Genomic DNA, 17,619 nt, shown 5'->3' with positions numbered 1-17,619 from the left:
AATGATTTTTTGCAGCCCCAGTACCATTTCTACCAGTTCAGCTTGGCTCAACTGCTCGATTTCGGTTTTTTTCTGTTCTCTGGGGGGTGCAGGCTTTTTCATTCGTTTATTTTACCAGATGCTGCCACTGAATTTTTTTTGACCTGAATCCTTACGCGAAATGCTTTGACAAAATCAACCATGAAGCACTATTGGCAAAGATAAACACATTCCCAAAACTCCAGAAACAAATCAAATCCTGGTTAAAATCAGGAGTAATGGATGGGCAAAATTTATTTCCAACAAATGAGGGAACTCCACAGGGAGGAGTAATTTCCCCATTATTAGCCAACATAGCCCTACATGGAATGGAAATAAAACTCATGGAATTTGCCAAAACACTAGATATCCGAAATCCAAAAGGAAATCAGGTAAGTTGGCAAACTAAGGTAAAATCGCTCAGCATCATAAGATACGCAGACGATTTTGTCGTAATACATGAAGATAAAAATGTGGTAATTCAATGCCAAGAAATAATATCCGAATGGCTCAAAGGCATGGGACTGGAATTAAAACCCAGTAAAACAAAAATAACCCACACCCTTCATGAGTACAACGGAAATGTAGGGTTTAACTTTCTTGGATTCCATATCCAACAATATCCAACAGGAAATTACCGCAGTGCAATTAATTCCGAAAGGAAAAGACTCGGGTTTAACACGCTCATCACTCCGAGTAAGGAAAAACAGAAAGCTCACCAGAGAAAATTGGCACAAATAGTAGATAAAAACCTCACCAAACCGCAAGCGGTACTAATAACTGAGCTAAATTCAATTATTAGAGGATGGTCTAATTATTACTCTACTGTTTCAAGCCAAAAAGTCTTCGATAGGATGGATTTTCTGCTATACCAAAAACTCCGAGCCTGGGCAAAGCGTAGAAACACACATTCCAATAAATACCAAATATCAGATAAATACTGGCATACAGTAGGAAATGATAATTGGTGTTTTAGCACCCGACAAGGACTAACACTTGAAAAACACTCAAAGACCACAATTAAGGTTTTTACCAAAGTTCAAGGAATAAGAAGTCCTTACGATGGAGATTGGATATACTGGAGTACACGCATGGGGCGAAATCCTGAAGTCTCCACAAAACTTGCAACTTTGCTGAAAAGACAGCAGGGTAAATGCAATCATTGCGGACTACCATTTAAACCGGGGGACTTGATAGAAATTGACCATATTGAACCAAAAAGCAAAGGAGGCAAAAACTCATATGCCAACCTTCAAGCCCTTCACAAACATTGCCATGACACAAAGACAACCACTGATGGAAGTCTGGGTACTCGTGACATAGAGCCATTTCATTGAGGAGCCGAATGAAGCGAAAGTTTCACGTTCGGTTTTGTAGGAGAGGGTAGAAAGGAGACTTTCTACTCGACTCCATCAAAATCGTAATTAAAGTTAATCCTAAATATTCGAGCATTGAATGCAGGAATTGCGGTCATATTGACAAGTCTAGCAGAGATGGAGAAAAATTCATCTGTACTGAATGCGGCTATCACGAACACGCCGATATAGGTGCTGCAAAAACAATCAGAGATAGAGCTTTAAAAATGGTACGCGGGGACTCCGCGAAGCCAGGGATTTTTTTTAATCCCCAAACGCTTGAGGAGCTTGTTGTAAGACAAGGATAGCAGCCCACCTTTTTAGGCAAAAGGATTGCGCCCAAGAACCCGCACACTCTAAGCGGGATATTAAGATCGAAATGTCTTAAGAATCCCCGTACCTTAAGGTCGGGGAGTGTCAAGCCCAAAGCAGTCGCTGCACGATGTTGACGAGTTGCTGAGGCTCAAATGGTTTGCTGACGTAAGCATCGGCGCCTAAATCGGTTCCCCAAGCTTTATCGATATCAGTGTTTTTATGAGTACAAAATACTACTGGTAAGTGTGCAGTGGCGCGATCGCCCCGCAATTCTCTGATCACTTCAAATCCGTTCATTCGCGGCATCACTACGTCTAAAACCACGAGATCCGGCGGCACTTCTCGGATCAGGGCGATCGCTTCTTCGCCGTCACCAGCCCGGATCACCTGCATTCCGGCATCTTGAAGAATGCGACAGATGATTTCCAGTTCGCTGGGAACATCGTCCACTACTAAAATTTTTGACATAATTTCACACTTCCTTACTATTGTTGACGGCGGATAATCTCGCTCCAGAAGCTGCTGGCGTGATGGCTTTCGCCCCGCTTCGCTACGGTTATTTGATTGCGCCATTTTGCAAACAAATCAATGCACTTCTAAATACAATATAGCCGGTCACATAGCCTCAGGGAAGAAGCAAGAAGGAAGAAGGAAGAGGGAAGAAGCAAGAAGGAAGAAGGAAGAGGGAAGAGGGAAGAAGAAAGAAGAAAAAGGAAGAGGGAAGAAGAAAGAGGGAAGAATAAGCCATAATAAGCCATAATAAGCCATAATAAGCCAGAAAGAAGAAGTCCGATGAAGTCGGAAGAGAAAAAAAAGCTATCCCTGCCTCCGTGACTTCCGTGTCGCGAATCAAGGGAATTGGGAATTCCCAATTCCCACTTAGCTGCATTTAAGCTTCGATAATTACTCGCAAATTGCCGCGTTTTTTCATCACCCGACAAGCGGTTGAGGAACCAGATCGTTCAAATTCCAAATCTAGCAAAGTTGAGCCTATCCTTAAGTTGTTTAGCGACAACTTATTAATCGATTCTGGTAAGGCTGGATCGATAATTCGCAGTTGGTTGTTAGGCGCATCGGGAACTAAATTTAACATCATTTGCAACAGTTGAAAAATGCTGCCAGTTGCCCAAGCTTGGGGCGAGCAAGCTACAGGATACTGCACGGGGCGATCGCTCTGGCTGTTGCGCTCGTAGCCGCAAAAAAGTTCGGGGGGACGCTCGTAGGGTTGCAGCAAAGTCATGTCAAATAAGCCTTGAGCTACTTCTAGGGCTTGTTCGACTCGGCCGAGCGATCGCAATCCCATAGCTGTCAAAGCGTTGTCGTGCGGCCAGACTGAGCCTGTGTGGTAGCCTATGGGATTGTAGGCGGGAGATAAGGAGGATAGGGTGCGAATTCCCCAACCGCTAAACATATCTGGGGCTTGCAATCTTTCTGCTACGCTGCGAGCTTTTTCTCGCGACAAAATGCCGAGGTGCAAACAGTGTCCCGGATTTGATGAAATGCTGTCTACAGGTTTGCCTTCGCCGTCTAATGCTAGGGCGCAATAATCTAAATCTTCGATCCAAAAATCGCGGTTGAATCGGGTTTTTAGGTCTCTTGCTTCTTCTAGCCAGCGATCGCATAAATCGATGCGTTTCTTGATGCGGGCAATCTCTGCCAGCCTGGTTTTGGCAGCGTAAACGTAGGCTTGGACTTCGCAAAGGGCGATCGCTCCTTCTGCGATGACACCCGATCGGTTGACGATGCAATCTCCCGAGTCTTTCCAGCCTTGATTCGCTAGGCCGCGCTGGGATTTTTTGTAATAGCTGAGGTAGCCTGTGGCGGCACATTTGCGATCGATCCATTCCATCGCCGCCAAGGCATTTGGCCACAAAAGGTCTAAAGTTTTGCTGTCGTAAGTCCAGGCATAATATTCAGCGTAAAGCATCAACCACAGCGGCGTTGCATCGACAGTTCCGTAATAGGGAGTGTGGGGTATTTCCTGACAGCGAGCCATTTCTCCCATGCGAATTTCGTGCAAGATTTTGCCCGGTTCTTCGTCGCGCCAATCGTCGTCATTTTTGCCTTGATAGTGAGCTAAAGTTGTTAGGGTTTCTCTGGCTAAAGTTGGATCGAGAATTAAGATTTGAGCAGCGGCGATGATGGAGTCGCGCCCGAATAATGTTGAGAACCAGGGAACTCCGGCTGAAATTGCTTTGCCTTTGCCAAAGGTTTGTCGTAGGGAATAAATGTCTTGTTCGGCGCGTTTTAGGAGTCGATTAAAGGTGTTTTTATCTGACTTGATTCGGGTAATTTCGCTCAGCCATTCTCGCTCTTCTAAAAGTTCCGCTGCTTTGGCTTGAACTAGGTTTACGGGAGTGGTAACTTGGGAGATCGATTTGCCGTCGATCAGCATTTTGAGCCGATATCCCAATTTGATTGCTTCGTGGGATTTTAGGGAGATGCGCCATACTGCTGTATTCCCCTGAAACAGTGATGGTGGCTGGTTGTAAAACTCGATCCGAGATTCCATTACTAAGCCGTCTAAACCTTGGTAGGCAAGGGTTAAATCTTGTTGAAGATCGCAGAAAGGATATGGGGCGATCGCTCGATCGCCGATCGGGTTTTTTGCTGATTCTTGAATTGGCACATTTGGGTTTTCTACTGCCGGATTTTCACCGTGGCTATTGCCGTTTGCAGCGTCAGGAAAAGCTGCTTTGCCTGCAAATTCGCTGGGGGATGCTCCGTCGGTTTTTTGGGGCACCAGGCGCAGGAGTTTCCCGCGCTGGGAGCGGCCGTAACCCCGGACTTCAAATAAGTCTAAGAAATCTGAGCTGAAGCTGAGACTTATTTCAAAGCTGACTGGTTTTGTGGTGAAGTTGGTGATTTCTATTTCTTCAAACAAACCGCCGTTGAGCACCATTTCTCGCCTGATGCCGATAGTTTCGGCGCCGATGCGCTCGTCAATGCGGGGATTGGAGCACAAAACTGTTTGCAGGTAGCCTTTTTCGGCGTTGCTGCTGAGCAAAATTGGCGATCGCCCTTCTATTTGCAATTCTAGGCGGCTGAGGAAGCGCGTATCGTGGCAAAACAATCCGAGGCTGGCCACGCTGTCGTCTTCTAAGCAGCCTGAGATGTTGCCGAGGGTGTCAGTAATCAGGAATAAATCATCATCTTTGAGGGTGAGTGTTGGTTGAGGTCGATCGGCGATCGCGCAAGGCCACTCGGTTACGGGTAATTCCGCAGCGGCGACAAATGTTTTTCCTTCTAGTTCATAGGTATCGGTCATTTTTACAAAAAGTGGATTCCCAGCTTTCAAAAGTTTAATTTTCTTGAGCTTTTGACTCTTGACTTTTTGGCATTAAATTTTGAGGCGAAGCACCCTAATGTAATGCTTCACTATTCTTATACTACCATTTTTATCCCCTCCTGCTAACTAATAGTTAGGTTGATAAAATAAAATCAACTTTTCTTAAAATAGAAAATATAAGTGATATCAATTTTGGCTGCATTGAAATTATAGCAAAGTCGGAGACGGCAGTCTCGTCTCCCTACAATAAATCACGCGGGATTGATATTCTTCCTTCTGCCATCCCACAGCTAAAACGATAACATTCGTCACACAGAAATAGAATATTTTCGTAAAAAGACCCGTGAATTGAGTATTGTGCGTAAATTTTGGATTTGTCAACCGTGGGTTTAATTTGTCCTCACCGAATAGCCGGGTTTGAAGCCTTTACTCAGGTCGGCAGATTGTGATAAGAACGGAGTTTAAATCTCCGTTCTTATCACTTCGCTGTCAACTGTCAACTGTCAACTGTCAACTGTTTAAGCAGCTATCTGCTACGCAGTTCAAATTCTGTCAAATGATGCGCGTGACCATTTTGAGAAAATCGCTCTTTTAAAATTTGTCGGTAAACTGCTTCATAGCCATCGACCATTGTTTTAACGCTGAAGCGATCGATCGCGTGTTGGCGACAAGCGCTGCGATCGAGTTGTCGGGCGGGTTCGATGGCGGCGATACATTCTGCCACGCTTTCGCACAGAAAACCAGTTTTTCCGTGAACAATAACTTCGGAAGTCGAGCCTAATTTCATGGCAATTACGGGCGTTCCCGTTGCCATGGACTCAATCATGACTAACCCGAAAGGTTCGCGCCAAGTAATCGGAAATAATGTGGCGACTGCACCGCCCATCAGCACGCTTTTTTGAGCGTGGTTAGCTTCGCCTAAATATTCTACTTGCTCGCCGTCAATGTGCGGCTTAATTTCTTGCTCGAAATATTCGCGATCGACAGTATCAATTTTGCCTGCCATCTTTAAATGCCAACCGGAAGCCTTAGCAATTCCTATGGCTAAATGAGCACCTTTTTCCGGCGAAATGCGACCTAGAAAAGCTAAATAAGGAGGATTTTCGGGCTGCGGGTGAAATTCGTAAGTCACCGGATCGATGCCGTTATAAACTGTGGCGATGTAGTTGAGATTTAATCTATCTTCCCGCTGAGAGTTAGAAATACTTACATAGGGCTGAGTGCGGGCCAAGCTAAACATCTTCTCGTTGTCTGGGGTAAAAATGCCGTGGAGGGTGTGAACTGTGGGCGTTTTTACTAAGTGCGAGTAAGACAAAGCTGTGCAGCCTACGTGGGAATGAATGATATCAAATTCTCCGGCTTTTCCATATACTTTGCTCAGTTGCATCATATCGTAAATGCCGTATTCTTTAACGGTGGGATCGAGACGCAGCGCTCTGGGGTGAACTGATTCTAAAGTAGCAGAAGTAATTGAATCGCCGGAGGCAAATAAGGTGACTTCATGTCCCCTTCTGACTAATTCTTCGGTCAAGAGGCTGACCACCAGTTCAATTCCTCCGTAAGCTGGGGGCGGAACTCGCTCGAATAGGGGAGCAATTTGGGCAATTCTCATCACAAACCTTCTAGTTTTATTTACTGTAAAATTTCCTACGCGATTGAGGATTGTTACACTAGGTAGTGTTAGCAACTTCTCTTAACTTTTAAGTTACTGTCGCGCACAATTAAATTTAATAACAATTTACAAGTTTAGTCTATGCTACCTGGGAGGGAGATTGTCAGGCAGGGCGATCCTCTTCGAGGGCTTCGCTAACGCACTTTTGTGCTTCTTTTTTGAGTTTACAGGGCTACTGCGCCACGGAAAAGCTAGCTTGACTTCTGCCGAAAGAGAGAATAACGCCTAACACCAGATAGTTTTCCCAGTCGTACCTTCCCTCAATATCGGAAATTGTGTAAAATATGACAATCACAGGAATGACGCGCGGGCGACCCAATTAACTGGGTTTTCAATTGCGTTCGATCGCGCACTTGCAAGAGATTTCTTTACAATAGTTGGTTGGCAGTTGACAGTTGTAGGGGCCGTGGATGGTGCGGGCACGCCCTCTTTCAGTTGTAGGGTGCCTCGCCACCAAGCATCACAAATAAAAATCGACTATCGATGAGCGACGCACCTTACTTACAGTTGAAAGTTGACAGCGACTTCTACATGGAAGGAAGAAGATTGGATTGATAGATCGCCTTCTTTGAATTTCTCCCGCTCAGGGAGAGGCTTTAAACCAATTCTTTTCGGTCAAAAATTGCATAATGGCTATTGCAGCAACTTTATCGGAAACAAATTATAAATATGAGCGTTCAGTTTCGCCAAATTCAACTACCTGAAAATCCCAGCCAGCGGCTGCCAGAAAAAACAAAAACTGCGGGAAGCTTTGCACAGAAAAGCAAGCCAAATATTAGCGAAGTGAAAGCAGGTTTTTTGCGAGGGATGGCAGAAATTATAGCAGATATTGAGGGCGATCGAGCGGACAGTATTACTCCTCTAGAATGGACTTATTGTCTCTGGGCTAAATCTCAATGGGATCTGAAAAATCCCGATCGCACCAGAGAGATATCTCAAGCTATTTGGCTGGCCGCTCAGAACAATGTGCGCCTGAAACAGCAGTTGTTGTGGCGTTTGGCGCTGCATTACAGCCACCAGTTAGAAAATCCTGTTTCTAGCAATGCTCCCGCCCTCGATCCAGCTTTGGTAGAGTGCTTTGCCGACTTTGCCAATACAGCGACTGGTACCGATGCTTTGCCAGTACAAATCATTAAAATACTGACCCGCGATTTACCAGATTACGAGCTAGCAAAACTGAGTTGGCAATACCTAAAAACCCCCGTAGAACTGTTAAAAAAAGCTCAGTTACCCGCAACTATCCCCGCAGTCGATCGCGCCGGGCCACACCTTGCCGGAATTTTTGCCAAAAATCAGGTTGCCGATTTGTCAGGCGTAGAATGGCTGCTGCGATGCTTGAAGGAAATGCCACCAGCGCCGCAACTTGCAGCAGTTGAAGAGTTGTTAGTTAAAATTTCGAGCGATATTCTCAAAAATCAACGGCCGAAATTGGTGGAGTGGGTGCGAGACGAATATTATCCGAAATTGCAGTTACTTTCGACTCCCGCCCAAGAGTCGCTGAGGCGATGGATTGGCGGACTAAATTACAGTTATTTCCAAAAAACAATCGATTTGGTGGCGCGGATGCTGCGGCTGTCTGATGCGGATATTAAGCAGTTGGAGGAGCGGCGCGATTTTTGGGCCAATTATAGCGATCGCATTCAGCGGGTGCGCTTGCTGTTGCCGCAGTCGTCTGTAAGCGCGATCGGCTACCAGTTGCCCTTTGATGTGGATATCTTACCGGAAGACGGCAATCCTCCAACGGAAGTTTGCATTTTTCAGTTGGAGGGCTATTGCGCGATCGAGTTTTTCCGGGGTACAGGCGCCGAAATTCGCTTGATTAAGCGTACCAAAGAGAGCGATCGGCTGTTGTTTGTCAAAAAAGAACTGTCTGTTAAGCGCATCAGAAAACTAGGTGGCGAAGTGCACGATCGCGTTTTCATGTGGCAAAGTTCTTGCGAAAAGTGGCTAAAACAGAAAAAAATCATGCCCAATGAGGGGACTAAATCTTTTCAGGGAATGTCGCAGTATTACGGCAAATATGATTCTACAAATGGCTTGAGAATGCCGGAACCTCAGGAACAAAAAGAGCGGGAAGTTTTATTGAAAAAGTGGCAGAAAGAAATGGAAAGTTTGTCGTAATGATTGCGACTAATCAGTTTGTAGTGAGGACTTTAGTCCGCAAAAATTCATGCGGACTAAAGTCCTCACTACAAACCTGTCCGCAAAAATTCATGCGGACTAAAGTCCTCACTACAAACCTGTTTTATAGTGGTAGATCGAGCGGAGGTGATATCAGTGCTCATTGACGGCGCGATAGTGATATTTTCCCCGGTATAAGAGTTTTGGCTTGACCGAAATTGCGACAAACGGGCGATCGCCATCCTCGATCCCGATCGCACAGCCGAAAAGACTGTCGCAAGATGCAGTAAAATTAATCCGTGAGATAGATACTGCGATCGGCTATAATCAAGAGTTAGAAAAAAAGAACACCGATCGCGCAAAAATATGGTTGCCACTCAGAAGAATCTCAACATAGCCGCCCTGGAAGCAGAATACAGTCAAAAAACACCGCTAGAAATTCTCAAATTTGCCCTTGACAATTTTGACAATATTTCAATTTCTTTCAGCGGTGCCGAAGATGTAGTTCTGATCGACATGGCATCAAAAATTACTAAAAACTTCCGCGTTTTCACCCTAGATACGGGACGGTTGCACTCAGAAACCTATGAGTTTCTGGAGCGAGTTAGAAAACATTACGGCATTAAATTAGAAGTAATGTTTCCCGATGCAGCAGAAGTACAAGCCCTAGTAGATGAAAAGGGATTGTTTAGTTTTTATGAAGACGGTCACAAAGAATGCTGCGGCGTGCGGAAAGTTAAACCGCTTCGCCGCAAATTGAATACTCTCGATGCTTGGATTACCGGTCAGCGCAAAGACCAAAGTCCCAGTACCCGCAACGGTATTCCGGTGATTGAAGCTGACGGTGCTTTTTCAACTCCAGACCATGAATTAATTAAATTCAACCCCTTAGCAAACTGGTCTTCGGCAGAGGTTTGGGATTATATTCGCGCTTTGGAAGTGCCTTACAACAAGTTGCACGAACGCGGTTTTGTTAGCATTGGTTGCGAACCTTGTACGAAACCAGTATTGCCAAACCAACTCGAACGCGAGGGTCGTTGGTGGTGGGAAGAATCGACGATGAAAGAGTGCGGTTTGCACGCTGGTAATACACAAAAATAGTTGATAGCGTTAATCAGTTGACAGTTGACAGTTAACTAATGACTGATGACTAATGACTGATGACTAATGATATCGTGTCCGGTCGATTGACCGCGATAATATCGGTTCGTAGTGCGGACTTCAGTCCGCAGCATATTGCGGACTGAAGTCCGCACTACGAACCTTTTTTTGTTATAGTAATCGACCGGACATGATATGACAACTGACAACTGACAAGTTTTTAAGCCAGGTACTTATGCTCGCCTCAACTAGCGAATTGCTGAACACAGCCCGGAGAAATGCTTACGCGATCGGCGCTTTTAACGTGTACAATCTCGAAGGAGTAAAAGCCGTCATCGATGCCGCCGAAGCGCTGCAAAGTCCTGCGATGTTGCAACTTCATCCCAGCGCCCTTAAATACGGAAAATCGCCTTTAGTCGCGCTTTGCATGGAAGCAGCGCGCAAGTCTGTAGTGCCGATCGCAGTACACTTAGATCACAGCACCTCAGAAAAAGACATTCACCTCGCCCTCGCCGCCGGTATCAAGTCCATCATGGCTGACGGTTCTCCTTTGTCTTACGAACAAAACTTGATATTTACTCGCGAAATGACTCAGCTATCCCACGCTAACGGTGCGGTAGTTGAAGCGGAAATCGGCAGAATTAGCGGCACGGAAGACGGTTTGACAATTGAAGAAAAAGCGGCAAAGATGACGGATCCGGTGGAAGCTGTAGATTTTATTGCAGCAACTAAGGTGGATTTTTTGGCGGTAACAATTGGCAACGTTCACGGTAAATATTTCAGCGAACCGAAACTCGATTTTCCGCGTTTGGCAAAAATCCGGGCTTCTGTTTCGGTGCCGTTAGTGCTGCACGGTGCTAGCGGTTTGCCGGAATCCACGATTAATCAATCTATTGCATTAGGTGTGTCTAAATTTAATGTAAATACGGAAGTTCGCGATGCTTATATGGAGGTTTTGAAAACTAGCAATTCTTTGTCGGATCCGGATTTGTTGGAAGTTATGGAAAAGGCAATTGCTGCTATGCGATCGGTGATTGCGGGCAAGTTGCAACTTTTCGGTTCTGCTGGTAAGGCTTATTTGCATCAGTCACCTTATGCAGATGGATTTACGTTCAACAGTTGACAGTTGACAGTTGACAGTTGACAGTTGACAGTTTTAGATCGACCTCTACCTAGAAGGAATAGGATTAAAACAGTGAATAATTTTGTTTTATTACCCATAGAAGGAGGAGGCTTTAAACCCATTATTCTTGGTAAATTGTGTCAGCAAGAAACAAGAAAATCGGGCGGTTGAAACCGCTAAGAGGGCTGAAGCCCAACAACGTCCGCGAATCTTTCTGAGAACCGCTATACGTTATTTTCTTTACACCACGGAGGTGGACTTTGTCTGTGTAGACGCGGTTTCAACCGCCGTCTTTTCTAACGGTTGAAAAACGGAGGTGGACTTTGTTTGTCTAGAGGCGGTTTCAACCTCTAAGAGGGCTGAAGCCCAACAACGTACCTTATCTTTCTGAGAAGCGCTATACGTTTTTTCTAACGGTTTAAAAATCGATCGGGATCGATGCCAGATTCCCGCAACCGCTGAATTAAAGACTGCAATTGAGCTTCCGCTGAATCAGCACGCTGCCGTTGCTGTTCCGCTTCTGTCAGAATCCAGTTGCCATCAACATCATACCAGCGCAACCACAGGCGATCGATTCCCTGAAACTCCCCTTGCCACAAACCCAAGCCCAAACCTAGATCCGGAATCCACACTCGCGAGTCAGATAATTCTAATTCTTGATAGTGTCCGGCATTCAATGCAAACACTCGCAACCTGTTAGTATAGCGGCTGAAAACGGCATAAATAGGAACCCGCAAAATCTGCTCGTAAACTTCCCATTTACTGGGCGGTTTCTCATTTGTATCAGCCTGTAAAACTTGCGCGTTACCCACATTATTCGGCTGAATTGGCAACTTTTCCTCATCGATATTTGCGCCTAAATCTTCTTTTTCGGTTCCCGGCGAAAGCAGTTCCACAATTACAAAAGGATTCACGCCTTCCTGCCAAGTAACGTAACTCATCCGCAGTTCGGATTGATTGTAAAGTCTCGGAACTCCCACCACTCCAAACCAATCCGGGCGCTTGTGCCACAGAGTGTGCTGCACGTCATAATACAGGTTCATGTCAGTGCCGCTAAATATCTCAGAAGCCTGATAATTGTGAGGGCGAAACGCCAGGGTTAACAACTGCGGCTGCAAATCGTGAAATTCGTCTGGCAAACCAGGTTCCTCCGGATCTTCGCTAGGTAAATCGTACATTGTCGGCAGCGTTTCTCTGGGCGATCGCGGCGGATCGCTTTGCGGCACTGGATATTTAAAAGGAAACATATAATATTGAGAAATGACTGCATTTATGCTAACATTATTTTAATACTGCTAGGGCGATCCTAAATGAGTCGTAGATTTTTTACCCCACCCCAACCCTCCCCTTAGTAAGGGGAGGGAGTAAGAAGAAGTTCACAAATGATTTAGGATAGCTATAGGGCGATCGATCGAACCTTCTCAAACTCTTATTTATCTCATTTCCTCCTCTGTGTCCCCTGCACGTCTGCGGTTCATTTCCTTCTTAATTCGCAGAACTCATAAATAATTTATTAACCGCCAGTAATTGACTCGAACTTCTGTACTATGCTCAACATTCCCCAACTGATTGCTCAAGAACTTGCGATCAATCTTTCCCAAGTCAACAATGCTCTGGAACTTTTCGCGGAGGGCGCAACTATTCCGTTTATTGCGCGCTACCGCAAAGAACGCACCGATTTGCTGAACGAAATTCAGTTGCGGGATATTTCCGATCGCTTCACCTATTTGACGGAAATTGAAGACCGCAAAAAGTCGATTTTAGAGACGATCGCCTCCCAGGGCAAACTTACGCCCGAATTGCAAGCCAAAATTGAGTCGTGCTTGCAAAAAAATGAACTCGAAGACCTTTATCTGCCTTACAAACCCAAGCGGCGGACGCGGGCGACAATTGCTAGAGAAAAAGGTTTAGAACCGCTGGCAGAATTTATTAAGTCTCTGAATTTGCCGACTGCTAAACCAGCCGATATCGAAGCGGAAGCTGCTAAATATATTTCGGAAGAAAAGGGAGTCAAGACAACAGAAGAAGCTGTCAAAGGTGCTGGGGATATTTTGGCGGAGGCGGTTTCGGAAAAAGCTGAATACCGAGCTTATTTGCGAGATTTTTTGATGAAGACGGGGGTTTTTGTCTCGAAAATTAAAGAGGATTTTCCGGAAGGAACTACGAAATTTGAAATGTACCGCAATTACCAAATTGCAGCGAGAAATGTTCAGTCGCACAATATGTTAGCTTTGTTTCGCGGGGAAACGGAGGGGGTTTTAGATTTAGACTTAGCCTTTGATGAATCGGCGGTGATGGGTTATTTGGAATCTCAGGAAATTAAAACTAGGATACCTGAAGTTAAAGAGTTTTATCGATCGACCTTGAAGGATGCTTTCAACCGCCTGATGAAGACTTCGCTGATGACGGAAGTGCGATCGCACCACAAAGCCGAGGCTGATATCGAGTCCATCACCACCTTTGAAACCAACCTCCGCGAGTTGCTGCTCTCGGCACCGGCGGGCATGAAACCCACACTCGCGATCGATCCGGGATTTCGCACCGGGTGCAAAGTTTCCGCCCTCGACGAAACCGGGCAGTTTTTGGAATATCAAGCTATTTTCCCCCACCAAGCTCCAGGCCAGAGACAACAAGCTGGTAAAATTGTCAAGCATTTGATTGAAAAATATAAAATTGAATTAATTGCGATCGGCAACGGTACAGCTTCCCGCGAAACCGACGACTTTGTGTCGGAAGTTTTGGCAGATATGGACAAAAAACCGATTAAAGTTATGGTGAACGAATCCGGCGCATCTATCTATTCAGCGAGTGATGTGGCGATCGCCGAATTTCCAGATCTCGACATCACCGTCAGGGGTGCAGTCAGCATCGGTAGGCGCTTGCAAGATCCCTTAGCCGAACTTGTCAAAATAGACCCGAAATCGATCGGAGTCGGCCAATACCAGCACGACGTTGACCAAAAACTGCTCAAAAAGAAACTCGACGAAACAGTCGAAAGCTGCGTTAACTATGTCGGAGTTGACTTAAACACAGCCTCCAAAGAACTGCTGACATTTGTATCGGGAATGACAGCAACAGTTGCCAAAAATATCGTCAATTATCGCAACGAAAACGGCGCCTTTAAAAATCGCCGCCAACTCTTAAAAGTTCCCAAACTCGGGCCAAAAGCTTTTGAACAAGCAGCCGGATTTCTTCGCATTCGCGGCGGCGAAAACCCGCTGGACAATACAGCAGTTCATCCTGAAAGTTATCCGGTTGTCCAGGCGATCGCCAAAGATTTAAGTTTGCCGCTGACCGAAATAACACAAATATCGGCAAAAGTCAAGACTGTAGATATCAAGAAATATGTCACCGAAAAAGTCGGAGAACCAACACTCCGAGACATTATTTCCGAACTAGAAAAACCGGGAAGAGACCCGCGCGCCGAGTTTAAATATGCGACTTTCCAAGCCGGAATTAACGAAATCTCCGACTTGCAAGTTGGGATGGAATTGGAAGGCATCATCACGAATGTAGCTAACTTTGGAGCCTTTGTAGATGTGGGAGTGCACCAAGATGGTTTGGTTCATATTTCTCAATTAGCCGATCGCTTTGTGGACGATCCAAAACAGATTGTGAAAGTCGGACAAGTTGTGAAAGTGCGGGTTTTGGAGGTGAATGAAAAGTTAAAGCGGGTGAGTTTGACGATGAAGCTGCAAGAAAAACCGCAACCGTCAAATAGTGCGAGGCTTCCGGCCCCGCGCCGGCGTTAAAACTAGCGATCGATTAACCCCAATAAGTAAAGTTCGTAGTGCGGACTTCAGTCCGCTCTCCGGTGGCGGACTGAAGTCCGCACTACAAACCATTCAAAACTACAGATAGATTTTATCGAGCTTTTTCAGATTTGCTAACAAGATCGAACAACCCTTCAGCAACAGCTTGATTGCCATCTTTATCAAGGTGGACACTATCAAACTTAATGTACATCGGAGCAGAACGACCTTCTTTTTCGGCAATTTGCGATCGACCCCGACGAACTGGTTCGGTACCATCGAGATAGGCTACACCGAGTGACTGACTAATTTCCCCAAGTCGCTTGCCCGCGTCGATAGTCAGCCGATTTTTTGGCACTCGCTGCTCGTTGTCAAAAAACCCGTCAAAAGCAATAAAGCGAGCAGGTAAGTAAACTACAACGAGCGATCGACCGTCAGCAGCAACGGAGTCTCGGAGTACGCTCAAATCTTCTTCAAACTGCTTCCAAACGCGATCGGGGAGATCTGGAGGTACATTAGCCTGCTTCCAGCCAGAGGCTACCGTTGCGCCCAAAGGAACTTCCGGGTTGATGTTGTTATTTGATAAACCTAGCAAGTACAAGCATTTTTGGGAGTTGATTCTCAGCCAGGAAGGAGAAGCTAAGACGTGAGTAACTTGTTTTAATCCGTTTTTCAAATTGTCCAGTTTGGATTGAGGGGCAGGCTCTAGATAGGGGTTTTTCGGCGCACCTTTGTCCTCGCGGCGAAACCACGTCATTGAGACCATGTTGTTGTCTACAGCCAGCACTACTATATCTGGTTTGTAGGCCGACCACTGGTTGCGATAAACATAGTTAATTTCTTTGACCGTATAACCTTCTATAGCGCTGTTGATATAGGTTGCTTTGGCACCATTTTTCTGAAAAACAGTTGCTAGTTGAGCTGGCCAAGTATCTTCTGCACCAATCCCAGTCCCAAATGTTGTTGAATCCCCCATCCCGAGGATTCGCACTTCGCCAGGGGGTTTCTGAACCGGCAGCAGGGGGCCGCGATTTCCCGCACTGCTCATCGCGATGGGACGACCTCCTGTAAATTGGCGATCGTAAACGTTATTTTTGTACTCAGGAGCAATAACTTGCAGCATTCCTTCCAATAATAAAGCTGCTAACAATAGCTTTGACAAGTCTGCGGTGGTGCGGCGAAATGCGGTTTTTATATGGGAAAGTGCTTGGTCATTAAATATTGGGAGCATAACTGATCGATCCGATTAGAACTGGAAGTAAATGAAATTTGAACTTGAGGCGCCGGCAAAGGTAAATATCAGCGCAATTGCGATCGTACAAACAATCCACTTGAGCAAATTTGGGTGCATCTGAGCCCAACTCATCCATCGTTGCTTCACATCCCCCCATTGAGCTAGCAAAACTAGCGCCAGGTAGAATATCGGGCGATAGTCAATAGGTATCCGGCCATCAGCAAAAGTCAATATCCGCTGAAATACCACACCCGCACTGTTCAAATCAGATGATGCAAAGAGTACCCAAGAAGTACAAATTACAAAAAAGGTCAACAGCCACCGCAGGAAATAACTGGCTTTCGACTTAGGTGCAGAGGAGAGTCCAAACGCTCTTTCCATTGACAGCATTGCCCCTTGCAAACCTCCCCAAGCAACCCAGTTCCATCCAGCACCGTGCCAGAGCCCTCCCAACAGCATCGTCAGCATTAAGTTTGCATAGGTACGGAGTTGGCCCTGGCGGTTGCCACCCAGGGGAATGTAAAGATAGTCGCGCAGCCAATTTGACAGTGAAATATGCCAGCGGCGCCAGAAATCAGTAATGCTGTAGGCCAGATAAGGCCTGTCAAAATTTTTCGGCAGTTCTATACCGAATAGGCGGGCAGAACCGATCGCCATATCTGAATAACCAGAAAAGTCGCAGTAGACTTGAACTGTAAAGGCGAACGTAGCTAGTAACAACCCCAACCCGGAAACGCTCTGGGGCCCACTAAAAGCCTCACTGGTAATTGATGCCATCGGGTCAGCTATATAAACTTTTTTCAGCATCCCCCAGATGATTTGGGCAATGCCGCTGCGGATCTGAACCCAGTCTACCGCTGACTCGCAGGTCAACTGGGGCATGAGAACCTTCGCGCGGACGATCGGGCCAGCAACCAGATTAGGGAAGAAAATGACGTACAGTGCTAAGTCGAGAAATGACTTTTGAGCAGGTGTAACGCCCTTGTAGACATCGACTATGTAACCGATCGTCTGGAATGTGTAAAAAGAAATACCCAGAGGCAATAGTAGATTTAGTTTAGGCCAAGGATAAAATCCCAACAGGGAGTGTGCCGAAGCCGAAAAAAAGTTTGCGTATTTGAAAACGCAGAGAGTGCTTATAACTACAACCAAGAAACTAATTAACGCCGTAGTTTTATCTCGATTTTTAGTTGATGACTCTATAATGCGAGCTGTTATATAAGCTAGCAGGGTATATAAAACCATTAGGAGTGAGTAAGGTACGCTCCACACCCAATAAAAGCAGTAGCTAGCCAATAACAAAAACCAACGTCGGTATTGCGGTGTCAGCAAGTAATAGACATACACCACCACCACCAAAAAGACCAAAAATAATGTGGAGTTAAACAGCATCTTTTGAAATCTGAAATTTTAGCGATCGCTAAGTGAATCGTATCTATAGAGATAGCAGTTGTCAATGATTGGAACATTTATTTTTCGTAACAAACCCCAAACACGCTTTAACAGTTGACAGTGGACAGTTGACAGTGGACAGTTGACAGTTTGAGAGTAACCTCTACCCTTAAGTCGGAGGATTGGAGTAATGAATAGTCCGATCGTAATTTCTCCCAAAAAAGCGGGCGGGCTTGCAACCAATTCT

The 17,619-nt window shown here is 45.7% G+C and carries 16 protein-coding genes; 8 read left to right on the top strand and 8 right to left on the bottom strand.

Annotated elements, in window-relative coordinates; translation table 11 throughout:
* Positions 1 to 131: 131 nt before the first annotated feature.
* Both QZ918_RS18200 and QZ918_RS18195 read left to right on the top strand, forming a co-directional pair.
* On the top strand, positions 132 to 1,355 hold the full coding sequence (locus QZ918_RS18200) for a group II intron reverse transcriptase (protein WP_367275371.1): 1,224 nt from the start codon (positions 132 to 134) through the stop codon (positions 1,353 to 1,355).
* A gap of 74 nt (positions 1,356 to 1,429) precedes the next feature.
* The gene (locus QZ918_RS18195; RefSeq protein WP_367275370.1) at positions 1,430 to 1,681 is read left to right on the top strand and encodes a zinc ribbon domain-containing protein; all 252 of its coding nucleotides are present in this window, start codon (positions 1,430 to 1,432) and stop codon (positions 1,679 to 1,681) included.
* Between the two features lie 109 nt (positions 1,682 to 1,790).
* On the opposite strand, the gene QZ918_RS18190 is transcribed toward QZ918_RS18195, so the two are convergent.
* Complete coding sequence (locus QZ918_RS18190; protein ID WP_293175153.1) at positions 1,791 to 2,156, bottom strand: response regulator transcription factor; 366 nt, start codon at positions 2,154 to 2,156, stop codon at positions 1,791 to 1,793.
* 106 nt (positions 2,157 to 2,262) lie between these two features.
* Here QZ918_RS18190 and QZ918_RS18185 point away from each other — a divergent pair, with 106 nt between their 5' ends.
* On the top strand, positions 2,263 to 2,448 hold the full coding sequence (locus QZ918_RS18185; RefSeq protein ID WP_293337364.1) for a hypothetical protein: 186 nt from the start codon (positions 2,263 to 2,265) through the stop codon (positions 2,446 to 2,448).
* 129 nt (positions 2,449 to 2,577) lie between these two features.
* Here QZ918_RS18185 and QZ918_RS18180 read toward each other — a convergent pair whose 3' ends face one another.
* Both QZ918_RS18180 and QZ918_RS18175 read right to left on the bottom strand, forming a co-directional pair.
* Positions 2,578 to 4,956 carry an amylo-alpha-1,6-glucosidase gene (locus QZ918_RS18180; protein ID WP_293337362.1) on the bottom strand — a complete coding sequence of 793 codons (2,379 nt, stop codon included), beginning with the start codon at positions 4,954 to 4,956 and terminating at the stop codon, positions 2,578 to 2,580.
* Positions 4,957 to 5,503: 547 nt separating this feature from the next.
* Entirely contained in the window at positions 5,504 to 6,589 is a 1,086-nt protein-coding gene (locus tag QZ918_RS18175) for a glycosyltransferase family 4 protein (RefSeq protein WP_293337360.1), read from the bottom strand.
* A 729-nt stretch (positions 6,590 to 7,318) separates the two neighbouring features.
* Here QZ918_RS18175 and QZ918_RS18170 point away from each other — a divergent pair.
* The 4 genes from QZ918_RS18170 to QZ918_RS18155 all read left to right on the top strand — a co-directional run bounded on the left by QZ918_RS18170 (position 7,319) and on the right by QZ918_RS18155 (position 10,994).
* A complete protein-coding gene (locus QZ918_RS18170) occupies positions 7,319 to 8,770 on the top strand; it encodes an EH signature domain-containing protein (RefSeq protein WP_293337358.1) in 1,452 nt (483 codons plus the stop codon).
* A gap of 208 nt (positions 8,771 to 8,978) precedes the next feature.
* Positions 8,979 to 9,167 carry a hypothetical protein gene (locus QZ918_RS18165; RefSeq protein ID WP_293337356.1) on the top strand — a complete coding sequence of 63 codons (189 nt, stop codon included), beginning with the start codon at positions 8,979 to 8,981 and terminating at the stop codon, positions 9,165 to 9,167.
* Positions 9,137 to 9,871, top strand: coding sequence for a phosphoadenylyl-sulfate reductase (locus tag QZ918_RS18160; RefSeq protein WP_293337354.1), 735 nt, complete (start codon positions 9,137 to 9,139; stop codon positions 9,869 to 9,871). The genes QZ918_RS18165 and QZ918_RS18160 overlap by 31 nt, the downstream gene beginning before the upstream one ends.
* A 235-nt stretch (positions 9,872 to 10,106) precedes the next feature.
* Complete coding sequence (locus tag QZ918_RS18155; RefSeq protein WP_293337352.1) at positions 10,107 to 10,994, top strand: class II fructose-bisphosphate aldolase; 888 nt, start codon at positions 10,107 to 10,109, stop codon at positions 10,992 to 10,994.
* Here QZ918_RS18155 and QZ918_RS18150 read toward each other — a convergent pair.
* Complete coding sequence (locus QZ918_RS18150; protein WP_293337350.1) at positions 10,964 to 11,092, bottom strand: hypothetical protein; 129 nt, start codon at positions 11,090 to 11,092, stop codon at positions 10,964 to 10,966. The two genes, QZ918_RS18155 and QZ918_RS18150, sit on opposite strands and share 31 nt — an antisense overlap.
* Positions 11,093 to 11,404: 312 nt before the next feature.
* Complete coding sequence (locus tag QZ918_RS18145; protein WP_293337348.1) at positions 11,405 to 12,241, bottom strand: Uma2 family endonuclease; 837 nt, start codon at positions 12,239 to 12,241, stop codon at positions 11,405 to 11,407.
* A gap of 300 nt (positions 12,242 to 12,541) precedes the next feature.
* Here QZ918_RS18145 and QZ918_RS18140 point away from each other — a divergent pair, with 300 nt between their 5' ends.
* Positions 12,542 to 14,746 (top strand): Tex family protein, encoded by a 2,205-nt coding sequence (locus QZ918_RS18140; RefSeq protein WP_293337346.1) that lies wholly within the window; start codon positions 12,542 to 12,544, stop codon positions 14,744 to 14,746.
* Between the two features lie 112 nt (positions 14,747 to 14,858).
* Here QZ918_RS18140 and QZ918_RS18135 read toward each other — a convergent pair whose 3' ends face one another.
* From QZ918_RS18135 to QZ918_RS18125, 3 genes are read right to left on the bottom strand one after another with little or no spacing between them, the layout of a single operon-like run.
* Positions 14,859 to 15,977 (bottom strand): SGNH/GDSL hydrolase family protein, encoded by a 1,119-nt coding sequence (locus QZ918_RS18135; RefSeq protein WP_293337344.1) that lies wholly within the window; start codon positions 15,975 to 15,977, stop codon positions 14,859 to 14,861.
* 15 nt (positions 15,978 to 15,992) lie between these two features.
* Entirely contained in the window at positions 15,993 to 17,372 is a 1,380-nt protein-coding gene (locus tag QZ918_RS18130) for an MBOAT family O-acyltransferase (RefSeq protein WP_293337342.1), read from the bottom strand.
* A gap of 18 nt (positions 17,373 to 17,390) precedes the next feature.
* On the bottom strand, positions 17,391 to 17,615 hold the full coding sequence (locus QZ918_RS18125) for a hypothetical protein (protein ID WP_293337340.1): 225 nt from the start codon (positions 17,613 to 17,615) through the stop codon (positions 17,391 to 17,393).
* Positions 17,616 to 17,619: the final 4 nt, after the last annotated feature.

Source organism: Microcoleus sp. CAWBG58, from assembly GCF_020883045.1.
Classification (GTDB): domain Bacteria; phylum Cyanobacteriota; class Cyanobacteriia; order Cyanobacteriales; family Microcoleaceae; genus Microcoleus.
The sequence above is the reverse complement of the archived record's forward strand: the minus strand, read 5'-3'. Positions and strand labels throughout refer to the sequence as shown.